The 19,373-nt window shown below is 41.6% G+C and carries 19 protein-coding genes; 6 read left to right on the top strand and 13 right to left on the bottom strand.

Going from position 1 to position 19,373, the window contains the following annotated elements; translation table 11 throughout:
• Window positions 1–69 precede the first annotated feature (69 nt).
• Window positions 70–579 carry a YbaK/EbsC family protein gene (locus NSQ25_RS03070; RefSeq protein WP_065215072.1) on the top strand — a complete coding sequence of 170 codons (510 nt, stop codon included), beginning with the start codon at window positions 70–72 and terminating at the stop codon, window positions 577–579.
• A 55-nt stretch (window positions 580–634) separates the two neighbouring features.
• Here the strand turns inward: NSQ25_RS03070 and guaA are convergent, their stop codons facing one another.
• The 5 genes from guaA to NSQ25_RS03045 form a co-directional block, all read right to left on the bottom strand.
• A complete protein-coding gene (gene guaA / locus NSQ25_RS03065) occupies window positions 635–2,176 on the bottom strand; it encodes a glutamine-hydrolyzing GMP synthase (protein ID WP_024424487.1) in 1,542 nt (513 codons plus the stop codon).
• 188 nt (window positions 2,177–2,364) lie between these two features.
• Entirely contained in the window at window positions 2,365–4,569 is a 2,205-nt protein-coding gene (locus NSQ25_RS03060; protein ID WP_326136769.1) for a transglutaminase domain-containing protein, read from the bottom strand.
• A 9-nt stretch (window positions 4,570–4,578) separates the two neighbouring features.
• Window positions 4,579–5,664, bottom strand: a complete 1,086-nt coding sequence (locus NSQ25_RS03055) for a DUF58 domain-containing protein (RefSeq protein WP_326136770.1) — start codon at window positions 5,662–5,664, stop codon at window positions 4,579–4,581.
• Between the two features lie 101 nt (window positions 5,665–5,765).
• Window positions 5,766–6,728, bottom strand: coding sequence for a MoxR family ATPase (locus tag NSQ25_RS03050; RefSeq protein WP_061110547.1), 963 nt, complete (start codon window positions 6,726–6,728; stop codon window positions 5,766–5,768).
• A 102-nt stretch (window positions 6,729–6,830) separates the two neighbouring features.
• Window positions 6,831–7,730, bottom strand: a complete 900-nt coding sequence (locus NSQ25_RS03045) for a cation diffusion facilitator family transporter (RefSeq protein ID WP_034282879.1) — start codon at window positions 7,728–7,730, stop codon at window positions 6,831–6,833.
• 482 nt (window positions 7,731–8,212) lie between these two features.
• Here NSQ25_RS03045 and gabP point away from each other — a divergent pair, with 482 nt between their 5' ends.
• From gabP to NSQ25_RS03030, 3 genes are all read left to right on the top strand, one after another.
• Window positions 8,213–9,601: a GABA permease gene (gabP, locus tag NSQ25_RS03040; RefSeq protein ID WP_024424482.1), complete on the top strand. Its 1,389-nt coding sequence runs from the start codon at window positions 8,213–8,215 to the stop codon at window positions 9,599–9,601.
• A 97-nt stretch (window positions 9,602–9,698) separates the two neighbouring features.
• On the top strand, window positions 9,699–11,231 hold the full coding sequence (locus NSQ25_RS03035; protein WP_034282881.1) for a multicopper oxidase domain-containing protein: 1,533 nt from the start codon (window positions 9,699–9,701) through the stop codon (window positions 11,229–11,231).
• Window positions 11,232–11,504: 273 nt separating this feature from the next.
• Window positions 11,505–11,876 (top strand): carboxymuconolactone decarboxylase family protein, encoded by a 372-nt coding sequence (locus tag NSQ25_RS03030; protein WP_034282883.1) that lies wholly within the window; start codon window positions 11,505–11,507, stop codon window positions 11,874–11,876.
• Window positions 11,877–12,090: 214 nt separating this feature from the next.
• Here the strand turns inward: NSQ25_RS03030 and NSQ25_RS03025 are convergent, their stop codons facing one another.
• Together NSQ25_RS03025 and NSQ25_RS03020 are read right to left on the bottom strand one after the other, a co-directional pair.
• Entirely contained in the window at window positions 12,091–13,140 is a 1,050-nt protein-coding gene (locus tag NSQ25_RS03025; protein ID WP_326136771.1) for a hypothetical protein, read from the bottom strand.
• A gap of 73 nt (window positions 13,141–13,213) precedes the next feature.
• Entirely contained in the window at window positions 13,214–13,582 is a 369-nt protein-coding gene (locus tag NSQ25_RS03020; RefSeq protein ID WP_024424478.1) for an RlpA-like double-psi beta-barrel domain-containing protein, read from the bottom strand.
• A 209-nt stretch (window positions 13,583–13,791) separates the two neighbouring features.
• Here NSQ25_RS03020 and NSQ25_RS03015 point away from each other — a divergent pair, with 209 nt between their 5' ends.
• Together NSQ25_RS03015 and NSQ25_RS03010 are read left to right on the top strand one after the other, a co-directional pair.
• A complete protein-coding gene (locus NSQ25_RS03015) occupies window positions 13,792–14,466 on the top strand; it encodes a hypothetical protein (protein ID WP_024424477.1) in 675 nt (224 codons plus the stop codon).
• Between the two features lie 124 nt (window positions 14,467–14,590).
• Complete coding sequence (locus NSQ25_RS03010; RefSeq protein WP_252050198.1) at window positions 14,591–15,058, top strand: hypothetical protein; 468 nt, start codon at window positions 14,591–14,593, stop codon at window positions 15,056–15,058.
• A gap of 46 nt (window positions 15,059–15,104) precedes the next feature.
• On the opposite strand, the gene NSQ25_RS03005 is transcribed toward NSQ25_RS03010, so the two are convergent.
• The 6 genes from NSQ25_RS03005 to groL all read right to left on the bottom strand — a co-directional run bounded on the left by NSQ25_RS03005 (window position 15,105) and on the right by groL (window position 19,348).
• Complete coding sequence (locus NSQ25_RS03005) at window positions 15,105–15,542, bottom strand: hypothetical protein (protein WP_280806500.1); 438 nt, start codon at window positions 15,540–15,542, stop codon at window positions 15,105–15,107.
• Window positions 15,543–15,720: 178 nt separating this feature from the next.
• Window positions 15,721–16,323 (bottom strand): FMN-binding negative transcriptional regulator, encoded by a 603-nt coding sequence (locus NSQ25_RS03000; RefSeq protein WP_326136772.1) that lies wholly within the window; start codon window positions 16,321–16,323, stop codon window positions 15,721–15,723.
• Between the two features lie 20 nt (window positions 16,324–16,343).
• A complete protein-coding gene (locus tag NSQ25_RS02995; protein ID WP_111927678.1) occupies window positions 16,344–16,862 on the bottom strand; it encodes a GNAT family N-acetyltransferase in 519 nt (172 codons plus the stop codon).
• 20 nt (window positions 16,863–16,882) lie between these two features.
• Window positions 16,883–17,335 carry a MarR family transcriptional regulator gene (locus NSQ25_RS02990; RefSeq protein WP_041116013.1) on the bottom strand — a complete coding sequence of 151 codons (453 nt, stop codon included), beginning with the start codon at window positions 17,333–17,335 and terminating at the stop codon, window positions 16,883–16,885.
• Between the two features lie 108 nt (window positions 17,336–17,443).
• Window positions 17,444–17,575: a hypothetical protein gene (locus tag NSQ25_RS02985; protein ID WP_267542898.1), complete on the bottom strand. Its 132-nt coding sequence runs from the start codon at window positions 17,573–17,575 to the stop codon at window positions 17,444–17,446.
• Between the two features lie 138 nt (window positions 17,576–17,713).
• A complete protein-coding gene (gene groL / locus NSQ25_RS02980; RefSeq protein WP_024424467.1) occupies window positions 17,714–19,348 on the bottom strand; it encodes a chaperonin GroEL in 1,635 nt (544 codons plus the stop codon).
• Window positions 19,349–19,373: the final 25 nt, after the last annotated feature.

Below are 19,373 nucleotides of genomic sequence, written 5' to 3'. Positions count from 1 at the left end.
GTACTTTAAAAGTACAATTTTAAAAACGAGAAAAATTCAAATCAATACAAATAAAAAGGAGAAATCATCATGTCCATCAAACAAGTAAAAGATTATTTTAAACAATATGATATGGATACTCGAATTCAAGAATTTTCAGTATCTAGTGCAACCGTAGACTTGGCTGCTTCTGCATTGGGCTGCGAACCTGAAAGAATCGCAAAAACACTATCCTTTCTAGTAAATGGACAAGCTATTTTAATTGTGACCTCTGGCGATGCAAAAGTTGATAACAAAAAATTCAAGGAATATTTTAAAACAAAAGCTAAAATGCTTTCTCCTCATGAGGTCGTTGACTTGGTCGGTCATGAAATTGGTGGAGTATGTCCTTTTGCTATAAAGAATGGCGTTTCTGTTTATTTAGATATTTCACTCAAACGTTTTGAGACAGTCTATCCAGCCTGCGGGAGCAGTAACAGTGCGATTGAACTCACAATAAAACAATTAGAAAAACACTCCGGTTATTCACAATGGATTGATGTGTGTAAGGGATGGAATGATTCATTAACACATGAAGACGGAAGGGAAAAGTGCAGTTAATAATAAAAAAGAGCTAGAAACCCTTGATACACAAAGGTTTTTAGCTCTTTTACATTTACTCCCACTCAATCGTAGCAGGCGGCTTACTCGTAATATCATACACCACGCGGTTAATATGCTTCACTTCATTCACGATACGAGTTGAGATCTTTTCAAGCACGTCCCAAGGGATTCTTGCCCAGTCACTCGTCATACCGTCAATAGATGTCACAGCACGGATACCGATTGTGTAGTCGTATGTTCTTGCGTCACCCATAACACCTACGCTGCGGATGTCTGGGAGAACCGTGAAGTATTGCCAGATGTCGCGCTCAAGGCCGAAGTTGGCAATTTCTTCGCGTAGAATTGCATCCGATTCACGGACGATTTCTAGTTTTTCTTCAGAAATTTCACCTAGTACACGGATACCTAGTCCTGGACCTGGAAATGGCTGTCTCCAGACGATGTCATCAGGAATGCCAAGCTCTGAACCTAAGGCACGGACTTCATCCTTGAATAGCGTATTGAGTGGCTCAATCAATTCGAACTGCATGTCTTCTGGAAGACCACCTACGTTGTGGTGAGATTTGATTGTTTGTGCCGTTGCTGTTCCGCTCTCAATGATGTCTGTGTAAAGAGTTCCTTGTGCTAAGTAGTCGATTCCTTTTAGCTTGTCCGCTTCGTCATCGAATACATAGATGAATTCGTTACCGATGATTTTACGTTTTTGCTCAGGATCAGACACACCTTTTAGCTTGTTTAAGAAACGATCTTTTGCATCTACTTTAATCACGTTCATGTTGAAACCTTCGCTAAATGTTTTCATAACCCCTTCTGCTTCGCCTTTGCGAAGAAGACCATGGTCAACGAAAATACATGTCAGCTGATCGCCGATGGCTTTGTGGATCAATACTGCCACAACAGATGAATCCACCCCGCCGCTTAGTGCGCACAATACTTGCTTGTCGCCTACTGTTTCACGGATTTTCTGCATTTCGATTTCAATAAAGTTCTCCATTGACCATTTGCCATCACAATCACACACGCCGAAGACAAAGTTTTTCAATAGGTCATTTCCGTACTCAGAGTGACGAACCTCTGGGTGGAATTGAACGCCATAGAAATTCTTCTCAGCTAAGCTCATGGCTGAGTTTGGACAATGTGCACTTGTTGCATCGACTGTAAAGCCTTCTGGTACTTCAACAACGAGGTCACCATGGCTCATCCAAACGACTTGATCAGTTGGAAGGTCTTTGAATAAAGCAGGTGTTCCGTTAATATGGATATCTGCTTTTCCATATTCACGCTGGCTGGCCGCTTCTACTTTCCCGCCTAAATAGTGAGTCATGAGCTGCATGCCGTAGCAAATGCCTAGAACCGGAATGTCTAGATCAAAGATCTTTTCATCACAGCGGAAAGATCCTTCATCATAAACACTGTTTGGTCCACCAGAAAGGATGATTCCTTTAGGTGCCATTTCTTTAATTTCTTCAGCAGTTAAAGTGTGCGGATGAAGCTCACTGTACACACCAAATTCACGAATACGGCGTGTGATCAGCTGATTGTACTGACTGCCGAAATCGAGAACCAAAATCATTTCATTTACTAAATTTGTCATGGTGTCACCTCTATGTCCAATATAGTTTTTTATAAACGCACAGAAAAAATGAGAGGAGAAAACCTGCTCTCAGTGTGAAGATCACGCTTTTGAAGCGCCCAGACTCACATCCGAACGCTTCAATTTCATGTATTTTAGAAGGTTTTAATATTCACCTATTCTAACAACAGGAAGGTACGCGGTCAAGACTATCTCCTGTTTATTAAATTTTCCCATAACTTTGCCGATTGCTGCCAAAGCGCCGACGCATCCTCTCGCCGGTAGAGCGCACGTTCATAAAGCTGTGTCAGCTCTGACATATGATGATCTCCATCCTTCTCATCAATCAACGAAGCGAATTCTCTTAGCGTCATACCTGGCTTTTTCTCGATTCCTCTGCGCCCTAGCTGCTTTAATAGAGCTGCATACGCATAGAAGAATGCTTCATCCTCTGGCAGACGTTTCACCTTTCTTACAATAAAGAATGGCAGCCATCTTGTTCTAAATCGATAAAGCATCCAGCTGATGAATCCAAGCAGGACAATAGCTCCTGCCGCATAACCTATAACCCAACCAACATGCACCATATTTGGCTTTGCCTGCGCTGTTTGTTCCTTTGGTTGTGCCGGCTGCTCTGTCTCCTGCTGCTTCGGCTGGTCTTGCTGCTGATCTTCACTTGCATCAGAACTAGACTGATCTTTTTCTTCCTTTTGATCATCCGTTTGATCGCTTGAAACAGCTTCATTCGTAAATGTCTCTGGGTTTGTAAAGCCTTTTGTCGGCTCAAAGGTGACCCAGCCTCTGTTTGGAAAATAAACCTCTACCCATGAATGCGCATTGTTATTGGTCACTTCATATACATTGTTTCCATCCATCTGTGTTTCATATAATTGGCCAGACGTATACCCTTTCACCCATCTCGCCGGAATCCCGATCGATCGAAGCATCACAATCATAGAGGTTGAAAAATTATCACAATAGCCGATCATCGTATCAAATAAAAATTGGTCTACATAATCTTCATTACGACCAGGCACTGCGACATTTTGCGTTTCATATGAAAACTTCGCAGATCCTAAATAATCCTCGATTGCTTTGGCTTTATCATACATATTGTCCTTCGTTTCCGTTAAGCTGTTTGCCAAAGTTTTCACACGTTCTGGAAGTGAGGATGGAAGCTGCAAGTATTCACGGCCAACCTGCTGATTCACCTGCTTCTTTGTCGGTACTTTGATTCTCTGTAAATCCTCCAGGATAAATGTAGGGGATAAAAAGCTGACTTGATAGTTCCCTAAATTTTTAGGTGGGTTTTGCATAGACGGGACAATTTTCTCCGTTTTGCCCATGATTTGCAGCGGAATATTTTCCATTGGCGTCAGCGTAATCGTACCAATCGGATAGACGGCATGATTAAATCGATAGTTCGATTCCATATCGACTCTCGTTTCATGTACCTCTGTTTTCACTCGCTCAGTAAACCACCGATTCGGCACAGTGTCGTCCTTTAACCGAGTAGACTTCGTATCATTTGAAGCATCCTCCCAGCCCTTTCCTGTGTAAATACTTTTTGTTTCTACACGAAAGTAAGACGGCTCCTTTCCGCTCCATTTAAAGACAGGTGTGCGGTCCTCACTAAATGGTCCGCCAAGCGCCGAATCATCTGCACTATATCCCACTTTATTCTGCCCGGCTGTCCCATCTTGATTCGTAACCGCCTTAAAAAACGGGACAGGATCAGGCCATTTCGGATCAGACTTTGGCAAAGAAGCGCCGAGTGACGCTGATAGAAGGACAAGCACCAGCATGGGCAAAAACCACTTTAGACGTGCTTTCTGTGACACCCGAACGCCCTCAGCCGAACGCAGTCGATCAAAATACAGCAATCCAAGCAAACAAAAGCCAAATACCATAATACGAACGATCGCAAAGGTCGCATCATATGGCGTAAACGTATCAAGAATCGTGACATATACAATCGTCATTAGTAAAAAGAAAAAGATACGCTGCTGATAGACCACCCAATAATGAAGCAAATAGACAAGCAGCCACAGCAAAATATAAAACAACAATGTGCGGAAAGACGGATACATGTCACTCCACATGCCCATGCTCATTAACGTGATATTATCCTTGATATCAGCAAACAAAGCAGCCGGATAACCTGGCGCTGATTGATAAAAGATCAAATATAAGGCGAGCAAAATCAGTCCAGCACAAATAGGAAACGTCACATACCACTTCAGACGAAAGAACGTAAACAAACACGTAAGCCCGATAAAAATGATGAAATAAGACGTATGGCTCGTCTCTGTAAAATCTTGAAGTGGACGAAGCCACTCCCATAGCAGCAGAAAAGCTACAGCATAATAGATGAACAATTCAAAACGGCTTTGCCGCAGATGCGTATGCAGCATAAATGTTTGTCACCTCACAGTTCTATCGTGCAGCCGGTCTTCAAATAAAAGGGTGATGCGTATTCCAGAGGCCTTGAGCCGGTCTACAAGCTGTTTTTCATTTGTCGTCAAATGGTCAACGGCTTTCTTCACTAAAAGCACGGTGATGTTCTTTCTGTTTCGATTTCCAAAAAGACTTGCCGCAAGCTCCTCCTGCAGCTGACCCGTGACGACATATTTTCCTGAGTGCTGGTACTCACTCGCTGCTAACGGTTTATATTCTAGTGCGCGGGAAGACTGCTGCTGCACCCTTGTTAAATAATAAATCATGTCCTGTAAATGAAGTTCTCCTTGATCGACTCGAAAGGCAGCCTGATCTCCTAGAGGGACAAGACCTGACGGCACGCCTTTTTTCACAGCCATTTGAAGAACAGATGCTGTAATAGAGACGACTGTTTCAAAAACAGCTTGATCAGTAAAATCAGCAAACACGACAAGGTCCTTTGCTTGATTCTGTTCAAATTCCTTCGTCATCAGCTGGCCTCTTCTGGCCGTTGTCTTCCAGTCCACCCAAGCAAAACGGTCTCCTTGCTGATATTCCCGTACGCCTGTTGTTACATGGGCCGGTTCATTTAACCACGAGTGAACCGCTTTGCCTCCATTTTCACTCACTGATTCAGCAGGCTCCACCGGGATATCCAGCACTTTGGGGTAGACAAGCAGCTTTTTCTCTAACGGAATGATGATTTCTTTCTCAACAAACCCAAACATATCACCCGTTTTAATTCGAACTGCTGTCAAATGATGCTCTCCCCGTATGACATCATTCAATTGATAGGAAAATCGCCAAGTTTTCCGAAACCAAGGGAAAAGCATTTGCTTCATTTCAATCTGTTCCTTTAAGTGAAAGGTGTCTGGCGGAGCATCCTCTATCATGACGTAAACGTACGGAAATGGATGTGTCCGCTTGATTTCAAGGTCAACGGACAGCACATCTCCCGCCTTCAAGCGGGTTTGCTGTATTGTCCTCTTGGCTGTCGCGCGAAGCGGAACAAGTGCAAACAGCAATGCATACAAAGCATATGGTAAAAATGCATAAAAAAGGAACCAACTCACAAACCCTCCCTGAAACATGGCATAACAAAAGGCTGCCGCAGTGAGAATGATGAGCATCATTACCCTTAACCATAATGAAATTGCTACACGATGACGTGACTTCATTGAGTCATCGACTTTTGAACTGGCACGCCAATTTGCTCAAGCATTTGTCGCAGCAGTGTCTCCGCCTTCTTCCCTTCATATGTCGCTTCTGATGTCAAAATCATACGATGCGGTAATGTATAAGGCGCCAAATACTGTACATCATCAGGAATCACATAATCGCGCTGATTCAAAAGCGCATACGCCTGTGCCGCTTTCATCAAGGCGATCGATCCCCTTGGACTCACACCTAGATAAATAGATGGATGTTTACGCGTCGCTTGAGCAATTTCAACAATATATTCTTTAATGGATGCATCCACATGAATGGTCTGAACAGCCTGCTGCAACGCATGGATATGATCCTTTGTCATGACAGCTTGGAGCGTATCAATCGGGGATTCTTTCTCCTGCAAGTTGAGCACCTCCAGCTCCTCAAGCATGGTCGGATATCCCATCTGCAGCTTGAATAAAAACCGGTCCATTTGCGCTTCTGGCAGCGGATAAGTCCCTTCATATTCCACTGGATTTTGCGTCGCCATGACGAAAAAAGGATCCGCAAGTAGCATCGTTTCTCCGTCCACTGTGACACTGCCTTCCTCCATCGCTTCAAGCAATGCTGATTGTGTTTTAGGAGAGGTCCGGTTGATCTCATCAGCCAAAATAATCTGCCCCATGATCGGCCCTTGCCTAAATTCAAATTCATTTGTCTTTTTATTGTAAATCGACACGCCTGTTACGTCTGAAGGCAAAAGGTCAGGAGTGAATTGGATTCTCTTAAACTCACAGCCAATGGATTTTGCCAAAGCACGAACCATCATCGTCTTCCCTACACCAGGCACATCCTCTAGCAGCACATGCCCCTTCGCCAAAATCGCAACAAGGCTTAATATCGCAATATCTTTTTTCCCAACCATGACTTTATTGATGTTATCTACGATTTTTTGTAAATCTGAATGCATCGGTTCATCAAATGCCATCCTGATCCTCCTATCACGTTTCTGTCAAATTTCATATAGTCTAACTTTACCATACAACGCGCATTTGCATATAACATCAGCACATATAAAAAAGAAGCCTTCTCACGATGGAAAAGACTTCTTCTCTTCTTTCGGCTCACTTGCTGGCTCCATATGAACATGAGAGTGTAAAATATCATGCTCCTGCTTCATTCTACGTTCAATTTCATCTGCAATATCATGGCTTTCTGCTATGTTCAAGTTAGGCTCGACCTCAACCACTACATCCACATGGACTGTACTTCCAAGATAACGCGCTTTTATATCCTTTAAATCGCCTACTCCTGGTGTTGCTTCAATGGTCTCTTTATATTTAGACATATCTTTTATATGAAAACCGTCTGTTAACGAATGAGAGGCATCTCTGAAAATCTCCCACGCAGTTTTACAAATAATTAAGCCAATGACAAACGCTGCAAGCGTATCAATCCATGCCAGCTGAAATTGAGAAGCCATAATTCCTACAAATGTTCCAATACTTACATACGCATCTGATTTATTATCAGCAGCTGCCGCATGAAGAGCCTGGCTATTGATCCGTTTGGACAGATTGCGATTATAGATATACACACCGTACATCACAACAGCACTTCCTGCTGCTGTCCAAGCCGCGATCATATCCGGCGTTTGATGCTCAGATGAGAAGAGCGACTTGCCTGCACTCAGCAAAACCTGAAGCCCAACAAGCATCATGATAAAGGAAGCCACAAGAGACGCAATATTTTCCGCTCTAAAATGACCATACGGATGATCTTCATCAGGCGGCTTTTGAGAAATACGCAGCCCGATCAACACAGCAAGGGATGCAATAATATCCGTCGTGTTATTCAATCCATCTGCTGAAAGAGCCTCTGAATGAAACACATACCCAATAATGAGTTTGACCGCAGATAAGATCACATAGGCAATGATGCTGACCCAAGCACCTGTTTCACCTTGTCTTAATTCGTTATAGCGCTCCATGCTGAACCGCGCCTCCTCACACATCACTTTTCTATTATTTATCTTACAAAGCAAAGCCCGTGTGGGTCTACAGCAACATGATTCGCTTATGTCAGCAAAATAGGATAAATAGAAATGTGTTGTCCTAAGCAAACTTATTTTTACAAGGTCAAATGACCTCAAGACCTACTCCTATCAACCTTTTTCCATTTCTCTTCGAAATAGACATATCGTCAAATCACTCTTCTTGGATAAATTATCAGAATAATTTTATTTTAGGACACAACTTCCCTCCTTCCTTTTTTATGCTATTTTAAAAATAAACAGAGGGAAAAGAGGGAACATAATCTCTCAAATCCTTTCTACTTTTTAACATCATGTTAAGAGGTTTGAAATGTCAGTTTGATAACCTGTCCAATGCTGAATGACAATTCAGTATGATAAAATTTAAAATATTCTAAAAACAAATTCTCTATTCATGAGAAATGTTTGGAGGTAAAGAAATGTCCAACATGACAAACGGTCTTCAAAAAAACCTTAAAACAAGACATATTTCGATGATCTCCATTGCTGGGGTCATTGGGGCAGGGCTATTTGTTGGTAGCGGCGCTGTCATTCATTCTGCAGGGCCTGGATCCATTCTTTCCTATTCTTTTGCCGGACTTCTGGTGATCTTTATTATGAGAATGCTTGGAGAAATGGCATGTGCCTATCCGACAAGCGGTTCTTTCTCACAATATGCGAGCGATGCCATCGGTCCATGGGCCGGGTTTACAATCGGCTGGCTTTACTGGTTCTTCTGGGTGATCGTCATCGCCATCGAAGCCATTGCCGGTGCTGCCATTATTCAATATTGGTATGGAGATGCACCTGTTTGGCTCACAAGTCTTATCCTCACAATCCTCTTAACATTAACAAATATCTTTTCTGTTAAATCTTTTGGCGAATTTGAATATTGGTTTTCATTAATTAAAGTCGTCAGCATCATTCTCTTTCTACTCATTGGTTTTGCATTTATCTTTGGTTTTGGCGGTCATCATACTTCAGGTCTTGCCAATCTAACAGGCAACGGCGGTTTTCTTCCAAATGGATTCAGCTCTGTGTTACTCGGAATTGTCGTCGTCATCTTTTCCTTCATGGGAACGGAAATTGTGGCCATAGCGGCCGGTGAATCAGCAGACCCAGTCAAATCTGTGACGACAGCCACCCGCTCTGTTGTATGGCGTATTATCGTATTCTATGTCGGATCAATTGCTGTCGTTGTCACCTTGCTTCCTTGGAATTCCGCAAGTATTTTAACAAGCCCGTTCGTTGCGGTATTAGAATACATTGGTGTTCCATCAGCCGCTCAAGTCATGAACGTCATTGTCTTAACAGCTGTTTTATCTTGTTTAAACTCCGGGTTGTACACAACGTCCAGAATGCTTTATTCATTAGCAGAAAGAGGCGAAGCGCCGAAACGTTTTATGAAAATCAGCAAACGTGGTGTTCCTGTAGCGGCTACAGTCGCAGGTACCTTCTTTTCCTACATTGCCGTCATGATGAACTACTTTTATCCTGAAACCATCTTTTTGTTCTTAGTCAACGCATCTGGTGCCATTGCCCTTCTTGTTTACTTGGTCATTGCCGTTTCACAATTAAGAATGCGACGCAAAATCGAAAAAGAAAATCCAGAACAGCTCAAAATCAAAATGTGGCTGTTCCCATACCTCACGTACTTTACCATTTTGGTCATTTGCGCCATCTTGGCATCGATGCTGTTTATCGAATCCATGCGGCCGCAGCTCATTTTGACGAGTATCATTACCTTTGGTGTACTAGCTGCTTATTTTATCTTTAAACCGAATAAAAAAGTGCCTGCAAATGCGGCGCTTGAAAATAAACACCCGTAATTCTCCCGCTGAAAAGCGGGTTTTTTTATTTTATTCACCTATTTGGATGTCCGCACTTATACTGTATCAAATTGAATTTAAGTGAGGATTAGTCAACATGAACCTAGAAAAATTTGTTGACGAGCTTCCAATTCCAGAAGTCGCGAAGCCCGTCAAAAAGAACCCAAGACAAACGTATTATGAAATTGCTATGGAGGAGGTATTCTTAAAAGTTCATAGAGACCTGCCACCCACCAAGCTATGGACCTATAATGGCAGCTTGCCTGGTCCAACCATTAAAGCCAATCGAAATGAAAAGGTCAAAGTGAAATGGATGAACAAATTGCCATTGAAACATTTTCTGCCTGTCGATCACACCATCCACTCCGGTCATCACGATGAACCAGAGGTGAAAACAGTCGTTCATCTGCATGGCGGCGTCACACCAGCAAGCAGTGACGGCTACCCAGAGGCCTGGTTTTCACGGGACTTTGAAGCAACCGGTCCTTTTTTTGAAAGAGAGACTTACGTCTATCCAAATCATCAGCAAGCCTGCACATTGTGGTATCACGATCATGCAATGGCACTGACACGACTAAATGTGTACGCCGGTTTAGCTGGGTTTTATTTGATCTCAGATGCATTTGAAAAGTCTTTAGAGCTGCCGAAAGATGACTATGACATTCCTTTGATGATTATGGACCGTACGTTTCAGGAGGATGGCTCACTGTTTTATCCTAGCAGACCAAACGACACGCCAGAGGACAGTGACATTCCAGACCCATCCATCGTGCCCTTTTTTTGTGGAGAAACGATCTTAGTCAATGGAAAAGTATGGCCATATTTAGAAGTAGAGCCGCGAAAATACCGTTTTCGTATTTTAAATGCGTCCAATACTAGAACTTACGAGCTGCATCTAGATAACGACGCTACAATCTTGCAAATCGGTTCCGATGGGGGCTTTTTGCCAAGACCCGTTCGCCATCAATCCTTTAGCATCGCGCCTGCTGAACGTTTCGATGTCATCATCGACTTTTCAGCTTACGAAAACAAAACGATCACTCTCAAAAATACAGCCGGCTGCGGACAGGATGTGAATCCTGAAACAGATGCGAACATTATGCAATTCAAAGTCACACGTCCACTAAAAGGGAGAGTACCTAAAACATTACGTCCGATTTTCAAACCGCTGCCACCGCTTCGGCCAAGTCGAGCTGATAGAGAGCGTACACTCACACTTACCGGCACGCAGGATAAATACGGCCGCCCTATCCTATTGCTCGATAACCAATTTTGGAATGACCCTGTCACAGAAAATCCTCGTCTTGGCAGTCTAGAGGTTTGGTCTATCGTCAATCCAACCAGAGGGACACACCCTATTCATTTGCATCTTGTTCAATTTAGGGTTTTAGACAGAAGGCCATTTGATACAGAAGTCTATCAATCGACAGGAGAAATCGTGTATACAGGACCAAACGAAGCGCCTCCTTTACATGAACAAGGCTACAAGGACACCATTCAGGCGCATGCAGGTGAAGTCATTCGGATCGTTGCTCGATTTGTTCCATACAGCGGCCGATATGTGTGGCATTGTCATATTTTAGAACATGAAGATTATGACATGATGAGGCCGATGGATATCATTCAGTAAAAATGAAACCACTCTTCCACTGAATGCGTAGAACTTATGAAACTGCTGATTACAAAGGGGCTAACGGACATCCATTCATTAGCCCTTTTATGATCCATTTCAAAATGGAAAAATAAATCGCAAGAATCATTCCTTTGAAGAGCGTTCCATACTTAAAAAGTTGACGCAGCAAACCGATAATACTACTATATACCCATTACATCTATCAAAAGGCACATAAGCCATAATGAACGAACAAATGGAAAATTGCGATAAAAAACGGAGGAGTTCAATTTGAATGAAGAAAAAGAGACTTGCCAGGTCAAACAAGAAACAGCGGCAGGTAACAGAGAGAAGCTTTCAATTCATGAGAACGAGAGCATTCGCTCAAACATTGAACAACTAACCATTGAACTCAGTGAACAAAAAGAATTCAATCACTTCATATTAGATGAAAAACAAAAGGCCATCAGCACATTATCTTCCCTCATCACAAAAGGCGATTGTGAAGAAGACTTAAAGACTCATTTTGAACAAGCATTACATATTGGACTTTCTGTCATAGAGATTATGGAGATTATTAAACACTGTACAAAGGTTGCTGGATTCCCTCACTCCATTAATGCCCTGTTTATCTTTCAGAACTTATTAGATGAAAACAAATAAAACAGAGAAAACGAGATGTCATCAGTCCTCTCGTTTTTTTATGTTCACTCATACTACTCTTTTTCTTTTCTTCTGTCACATAAGTAAAATATGAAAATAGCCCTCGTATCCCTGCTTAATAACTGATTTTCCTTCTATAAATCCACCATTTCTCCAGCATTTCAAGTGACAAAATAAAAAAACGTCCAGTTATATAAATAACTGAACGTTTCCTTTATCGATTGACAGTGAAATTGTTAACGATTCCGCCATCCTTCTCCCAAGCGGCTTCCACTGTTTTCTTCTTCATATTGTATTCAAAAATCGTTCTTACCTTCGCCTTTCGTCCGGTGTCATCCTTTAATTCTTTTGCGTTTTTTGCAACACCTAAGAAATAAACAGACGACCCGTCCGTAGAAAATTGCGGCTGTGCAGCACTTAAAATATGAACATCCTGGCTGTTTTTAACGAGTGTCGTCGTTTTTCCTGTTTCTACATCAAGCATCTTAATCGAGGATATTTCTTTTTCTTTACGAACCTTTACTTCTGTATAAATCAATTTCTTATGATCTGGAGAAAATGAAATATCATTGATCGTTTGTGAGATACGTGCAATGCGTTTCCCCTTCTCACCTGTTTGAAGGGTGATCTTCATGGTCGTTGGTTCAGGATCTATTCCCTTTTCATTCGCTTCATCGGTTTTTTGATAATCTTCTTTTAAAGAATAATGCTGAATCGCCAAATCATTTGAAGTCGGATCATATGCAAAAGAACTCACCGTATCATCCTTGCTTTTTTCTGGATACAGCCCCTTCATTTTGTGTGTGTTCAAATCAAAAGACGCGACAAAAAATTGCTCTCCAGAATCCTTGTTATACCTTAGAAATAACTTCTTTCCGTCACCAGACAGCCTCATACTGTCGATGGAATCATCACTCGTAAACAGTGTTTTTTCTTCTTCAGATTTCACATTTAATTCCCGAATACTCACCTTTTGCGTGTCTTCATCCGTATACGTGTAATATAAAACTTGTTTCGTAGAATCATAAGCAATCGAAGGATATGCTGTCAGTTTCTCCGTATGAAGCGCCCGATCATGCAAGTAATAAGTATTGTTTAAATTTTGATCTGTAAATGAAACGAGCAATTCGTCTTTTGCATCTTGATTTGTTTTGACTTTCCCTGCATGTTTCGCCTCTTGCCCAGGCTTCATCATGAAGAAAAGAACTGCCGCAATCACTGCGACGCCAATAACTGTGATGATCCACCATGTTGATTTTTTCATTGCCTTTCAGACCCTCTCTACAAGAAAAGAAGCCAGAAAATGAACTTTTCCCGCTTCTTTGCATGCCTATGTATTAATAAGTGTAATGCCCTTTTACGACACCTTTACTTGTTTTATACCCAAGTGCTTTGAATGCTTTTGGACTTACGTCTAATACAGCATTTGGCATTCTGCCTACATCATATTTATATACTGTAATCACTTTATGTGGTTTCGCTTTTGTTGTCACTCTTAGTTTTGTACCTTTTTTCGGTACGTCAAAGCCCATTTTAGTTGCTGCATCCCAATGACCGAGTTTTTTTCCATCTGCGCCTTTTTTGCCGACACCATTGTACCAAGTAATATTGCCGCTTACTTTTTTTGCACTTGCTCCATGTGAGAAACTGAATGCTAAAAATAAACTAGCTACTGTTACGATTGTCGTGATAAGCTTTTTATTCATTAAGGAATCCTCCGTTTTTGGTTTCTGCACTCATTATACATGAAGATGAACCCAGTTATTTTACAGACACATTACAATTCAAATACAAGTTGACCACTTTATGACCGATAAAGTTCATAAATACTACCATAAACAGCCAGAACATTGTAAGCAGCCCCCCTCTTTCATTTTATATAATAAAAGAGAATCAAATTTAAGGAGGAATTTTCATGAAAAAGTGTTTCACCGTTTTGATTGTAAGTTTGGCCTTCGTTTTGATGTTTTCAAGTCTTCCTGCCTCAGCGGCTAGTCCTCGTCACGGCGCCATTGTGACGCAAACAGATGAAGCCAAATGGTCAGGTATCTCTGCTGATATTGTCCTGCCGAAAACAGCCACCATTAAAAATGGCTATGCGGACTGGTATCTCGGTCTCGGCTCTGCTGTTGTAGAGAGCGGTATTTCAAAAACGTCTTCTGGCTATAAGGTTTTTCTGGGCAGCGGCTCACAAGGCGGCAGTAAATACTGGAACAGCGAATACGATACAAGTATTAAAGATGGCGCACGGGTCAACTTAAAGCTCATCAACAATGGTGATGGGACGGTGTCACTATATGTCAATGGGAAATTGCGCTATAAGCAGCCTGTTTACAACCCTAGCCGTCTGAAAAACCTTGATGTTGTCAAAATGGTACATGGCGTACAGGATAATGGAACAAACAGCTATTCACAAGCAAGCTTTTCGAATGTACAGCTTCGTGCAAATACATCAGGAAGTGTCTATAAAAATTGGGACGGGTCAATCAAATCGTCACTTTTACGTAAAAATTTAGAATCCGGTGCCGCAGCTCCTAAATTCACCGTCATTTCTTCTATCCCATTAAGTACAAGCCTTTCAGCACAATAAGAAAAAAGCACCCTCCATTGGGTGCTTTTTATTGTTCACAGCTTATCAACACTTCTCTTTTAATCAAAACAAGGATTCGTGGTAACATAAACATACAACATTCGACGAAAAAAGGAGAACGAACGTGAAAAAAAGTCTACTTGTTTTCATGAGTCTAGTTGCAAGTCTCTCCATTCTAGCAGCTTGCTCAAATACGACAAAAGAACAAAAACCAGAATCTAAAGCTCTTCCAACGATTAATGAACGCATTCAAAAGGAAACGAAAGAAGTGATGGAGCAGTCTAAGCTCATCAAAGACACTGACATCACCGTTGATCAAAAGAAAAAAATCATTTCTTTAAACGTAACGGCTTCCTCTGATACCAATAGTGATTACGCTGAAGTCATCGGTTTAAACTTTGCAAAAACGCTGGCCATTGGAGCATCAACTGAAAAAGAAAACAATCTGCATAAACCGGAAAATGACAGCCTCGGCGCCCTCTATTCCTTTTATGACCTAAACATCACCGTGAAACAAGAAAACGGCAAGGTGCTGGCAAAGGGAAAGAAAACAACCAATGAAACAAGAATCACCTGGGAAAGAGCCCAATAACTGCTTGATGGATTTTCTTATAAATAAAAGCTTGTAGAGAATCACTCTACAAGCTTTTTTTAATGTTCATCTCGGTTAAATCGTCTCTCATAACATTGACCAGTGCGTGAATATCTGAGTGAGCCCTTGATGCTAATCGTTCCAGTAAATCCTCTAAACACTCATACAAATGATGATCTCTCATTATATACTCCTCATATAACGGAATGACAAAGAAATAGAGCAAATCAGCGAATTCAAGTGCAGCGTCATCTTCATCCTCATCGTCTAACGCCTCTCTGACACTTTGAATCAACCAATTCAAATCTTCTTTCTTTTCAATCGGAACATACATCAGTTGATGAATATAATCCGTATCCTTTGCTTGTAAAATCCGCTCCGCTGTTTCTTTTGATAGCGCACCAATCTCTGTAGAAGAAATATTCACAACCGCTAATTCGTCCTCTGATCTTACTTGATTCATTTGCAGCAAGTTTTGGTCCATCTCGACTCACTCCCCATTCTCAGATACCTTTATTATAAGGAATTGATCTGATCTTTAATGGAAATAGTGGATTTTTTTATGTAATTTTAAAGAAAATGTGACATTATAAGCCAAGATATCTCATATCTCTGAAAACAAAAAAACACTCTTGATCATAAGAGTGCTTTTCTCATACTTCCTATAATCTTTCTTTCATCGCCTCAGCCATTTCCACTTCACCCTCTGCTTCGAGCTGTTCAATGATGCGGATATAATCCCTTTCGTGGCGATTTTGGCTTAATTTGAAAGCAGCCTGAACTTCATCAATGATGATCTTAAAGCCTACAATGCCTTTCATTTGCTTCTCTAACAGTTCCTCAGACAACGTATCCCATAACACCGGCTGTTCTCTGCGAGTTTCGTATGTCTCCAGCATTGTGGTTAATTCCTTAACCAGTTCCGATTTTTCAAGCAGTTCCGCCTTTCCATAAACATGAACAGCCTGGTAATTCCATGTTGGTACTGCTTCTTTTTCATACCATGAAGAGGATATGTAGGCATGCGGCCCTTGAAAGATGACGAGCGTCTTCTCGCTCTCTTCAAACGTTTTCCACTGAGGATTCCCAATCGCCATATGCCCTGAGATCACATACGAATCGTCAACTTGATGAAAACTCACCGGAATATGTGTCGCAATGGGCTTTCTATTCGATGTCGTCACAACTGTTGCAAATGAATGAGATTGAATAAATGATTTGATTTTCTCCATATCTTTCACTCGAAAAAATGATGGGATATGCATGTACCCTTCCTCCTTTTTGATCAGCTCAAAGTTTTGGTCATAATGAAATCCATTTGCTCTTCGTCCCCCATGAGAAAGGCGTGCACCCCTGTTTGAACAAACCCATGCTTTTGATAGAAAGCGATGGCCGCTCTATTGTGCTCCCACACCCCAAGCCAAACATCCCGTTTATGATGATTTTTCGCAATTTCAATGGCTTGATCGATTAAATATTTGCCTAATCCTTGCTTTTGAAAGGACTGCTTGATATAAATTCTTTCAATCTCTAACGCGTCACTCCCCATCTCTTCTGATTGGGCATCATTCATATTGATCTTCAAATAACCAGCTACTTCCCCATTCACTTGAACAAAATAAAACTGTGAAGAAGGGTGCTGTAATTCCTTTAACAGCTGGTTTAGGTGAAAAGCTGTCTTCACGTAAGCTTCGATATGTTCCACTTTGTTTTGATCCAAAAAGGTTTCTTTAAACGTATTGATCCCTATTTTCTGTAGCTCCTTTACATGTTGTACATTGCACCGAATGAAATTGACGGTCATAAAGTCGCCCTCCTTATTAATTAGTAGCTTCTCTTTATCCCTTTTTTCACATCTTCCCAGTCTTTTTCTATATTCTTTCGCACCCTTAGAAGATACTCATAAATCTGTTCCGCTTCTTCCTCAGAAAACCCACTGAGCGCCACTTGATTCGAATAATCATGTTCTCGTTTGATCATTGGGTAGACCGTTTCCCCTTTTTCAGTTGGAAACAGCTTTTTGATTTTTTTATTCACACGATCCTCTTTTTTCTCAATAAACCCATGCAGTTCTAGCTTTTTGATAGCCCGAGCCGCCGTAGTTCGATCCACCTTAATCATTTCCGCCAGCTTTTCCTGAATGATACCAGGCTCCTCACAAATACGCACAAGATACAAATACTGCCCCTTCGTTAAATCGTACTCTTTAAATTCAATATTACTTATGGAATCAAGCGCGCGAGCAATCACGCCGATCTCCCGCAAAATCTCTTTCATGTACCTCGACTCCTTTTGTTGCATTTACAACAAACAACTAAAATTAGTATAACCAATTAATGTTGTATTTGCAATAAAAAACCCACCCTCCAATTGGAAGTGGGTTTTTTATTTATCACGCTTCTTTGATCCAAACACTCCAAACACAACGGCCAGTGCAACAATAATCGCTACCCATGTAGTGAAGCCCATATGATCACCGCTTTCCTTTTTAAAATACCGTATCGGGTAAAAACCCATGAAATCACTTGCTCTTATTTTAACGGTTGAAAAGCAGTAAAGGTTTCAATTCAGCAGCCCTGATACTTTTTATTGCATGTGATCAAATTCATGAAGACATAACAAAAACCCCTATATTTCAAGGGGTTTTCGAGGGTGTTACATCATTCCGCCCATTCCACCCATGCCGCCCATATCTGGCATTCCGCCGCCTGAGCCGCCTTCTTCTGGTTTGTCAGCAACGACTGCTTCAGTTGTTAGAAGCATTGCTGCTACAGAAGCTGCGTTTTGAAGTGCAGAGCGAGTTACTTTTGTTGGGTCAACGATTCCTTTTTCGATCATGTTTACCCATTCGTTTGTTGCTGCGTTGAAGCCTACGCCAATTTCTTCGTTTTTCAAGCGCTCAACGATAACGGATCCTTCAAGACCTGCGTTGTGAGCGATTTGACGAATTGGCTCTTCAAGAGAACGTAGAACGATGTTTACACCTGTTTGAACGTCACCATCGGCTTCGATTGAAGCGACTTTGTTGTATACATTCACAAGTGCTGTACCACCACCGGATACGATACCTTCTTCAACTGCTGCGCGAGTTGAGTTCAGTGCATCCTCGATGCGTAGTTTACGCTCTTTTAGTTCTGTTTCAGTTGCAGCACCAACTTTGATGACAGCGACGCCGCCAGCTAGTTTTGCAAGACGTTCTTGTAATTTTTCTTTATCGAATTCAGAAGTTGTTTCTTCTACTTGTGCACGGATTTGGTTCACACGTGCTGCGATTTGAGCAGAATCTCCTGAACCTTCAACGATTGTTGTGTTTTCTTTTGTCACAACAACTTTAGACGCGCGGCCAAGCTGACCGATTTCAGTTGATTTCAGGTCAAGTCCTAGATCTTCTGTGATTAATTCTCCGCCAGTTAGAACAGAGATGTCTTCAAGCATTGCTTTACGACGATCACCGAATCCAGGTGCTTTTACTGCTACTGCGTTGAATGTACCACGAAGTTTGTTCACAACAAGAGTTGCAAGTGCTTCGCCTTCTACATCTTCAGCAATAAGCAATAATGGTTTTCCTTGTTGTACAACTTGCTCAAGTACAGGAAGGATTTCTTGAATGTTTGTGATCTTTTTATCTGTGATTAAGATGTAAGGATTTTCAAGAACTGCTTCCATCTTATCAGAATCAGTCACCATGTATGGTGAAGCATATCCGCGGTCAAATTGCATACCTTCAACCACTTCTAGCTCAGTTGTGAATCCTTTAGATTCTTCAATTGTGATAACTCCGTCGTTACCTACGCGTTCCATTGCTTCTGCGATTAGGCTTCCAACTTCTTCATCTGCTGCAGAAATAGCCGCAACTTGAGCAATTGATTCTTTGCCTTCGATTGGTTTAGAAATCTCGTGCAAGCCTTCAAGTGCTACTTTCACTGCTTCTTCGATCCCTTTACGCACGCCAACAGGGTTTGCACCAGCTGTTACGTTTTTCAGACCTTCACGGATCATCGCTTGAGCTAGAACTGTTGCAGTCGTAGTACCGTCACCAGCTACGTCGTTTGTTTTGCTTGCAACTTCAGCCACAAGTTTTGCACCCATGTTTTCAAATGCATCTTCTAATTCGATTTCTTTTGCAATCGTTACACCATCATTTGTGATAAGTGGAGAACCGAATTTTTTCTCAAGAACCACGTTACGTCCTTTAGGTCCTAAAGTTACTTTTACAGCATCTGCAAGTGCATCTACACCGCGTAACATCGCGCGACGTGCTTCTTCACTGAACTTAATATCTTTTGCCATAATAACGAAACCTCCTCAGTCTTTT

The sequence above is a fragment of the Bacillus sp. FSL R5-0512 genome (genome assembly GCF_038593295.1).
In the GTDB taxonomy this organism is placed as follows: Bacteria; Bacillota; Bacilli; order Bacillales; family Bacillaceae; genus Bacillus; species Bacillus safensis.
Note: the sequence above shows the minus strand (reverse complement) of the source record. Positions and strands in the feature narration are given on the sequence as shown.